We start from the raw sequence: 505 nt of genomic DNA on the forward strand, positions 1-505 counted from the left end.
GGTTCGAAACTATTTGGAGTATAAAGGCTATGATGTGCAGTATGTCTCTAACTTCACAGATGTAGACGATAAATTAATTAGAGCGGCAAATGAACTCGGTGAGGATGTACCCACCATTTCAGAGCGTTTTATTAAAGCATACTTTGAAGACGTAGGCGCGCTCGGCTGCCGAAAAGCCGACCTTCATCCGCGAGTAATGGAGAACATGGATGCCATTATCGAATTCGTAGATCAGCTCGTGAAAAAGGGCTACGCATATGAATCAGAAGGTGACGTATATTTCAAAACCAGAGCGTTTGAAGGGTACGGAAAGCTTTCTCAGCAATCAATCGATGAACTAAGATCAGGTGCACGCATCCGGGTCGGCGAGAAAAAAGAAGATGCTCTTGATTTCGCACTGTGGAAAGCGGCAAAAGAAGGAGAAATCTCTTGGGATAGCCCTTGGGGGAAAGGACGTCCGGGCTGGCACATTGAATGCTCAGCAATGGTGAAAAAGTATCTCGGT

General features: G+C 45.7%; 1 pseudogene. It reads left to right on the plus strand.

The features are described from left to right. A pseudogene (locus tag ACWHAR_RS32535) lies at positions 1-505 on the plus strand (cysteine--tRNA ligase); the annotation flags it as partial.

This window comes from Bacillus sp. LR--39 (assembly GCF_053613335.1).